Source organism: Microbacterium halotolerans (genome assembly GCF_003569805.1).
Lineage (GTDB): Bacteria > Actinomycetota > Actinomycetes > Actinomycetales > Microbacteriaceae > Microbacterium > Microbacterium halotolerans.
This window is the reverse complement of record NZ_KZ984054.1, coordinates 293,874-294,129: the sequence shown is the minus strand read 5'-3', so window position 1 is coordinate 294,129 and position 256 is coordinate 293,874. Positions and strand designations below refer to the sequence as shown.

Below are 256 nucleotides of genomic sequence, written 5' to 3'. Positions count from 1 at the left end.
ACACGCTCGTGGTGTTCGAACGGCTCTACGACGTCGACGGAGAGCTGGTGGCCACCCACGAGGACATCGACGACGAGGCCCAGACCGTCACCGTCGAGGAAGAGCCGGTCGTTCCGTCGGAGCCGCAGGAACCGGGCAATCCGATTGAGCAGCTTCCCGCCACCGGATCGGATGTCTCGCCATGGTCTGCCGCGCTGGCCGTACTCCTGATCGCCGCGGGCGGTGCTTTGGTCGGACTCCGTCGCAAGCGGGCATA

1 protein-coding gene is annotated in these 256 nt (G+C 66.4%); it reads left to right on the top strand.

Annotated features, from left to right (window positions below; genetic code table 11):
* Window positions 1–256: LPXTG cell wall anchor domain-containing protein (locus tag DZG09_RS15060; RefSeq protein WP_162893343.1), on the top strand; the 256-nt coding region annotated here is incomplete at both ends.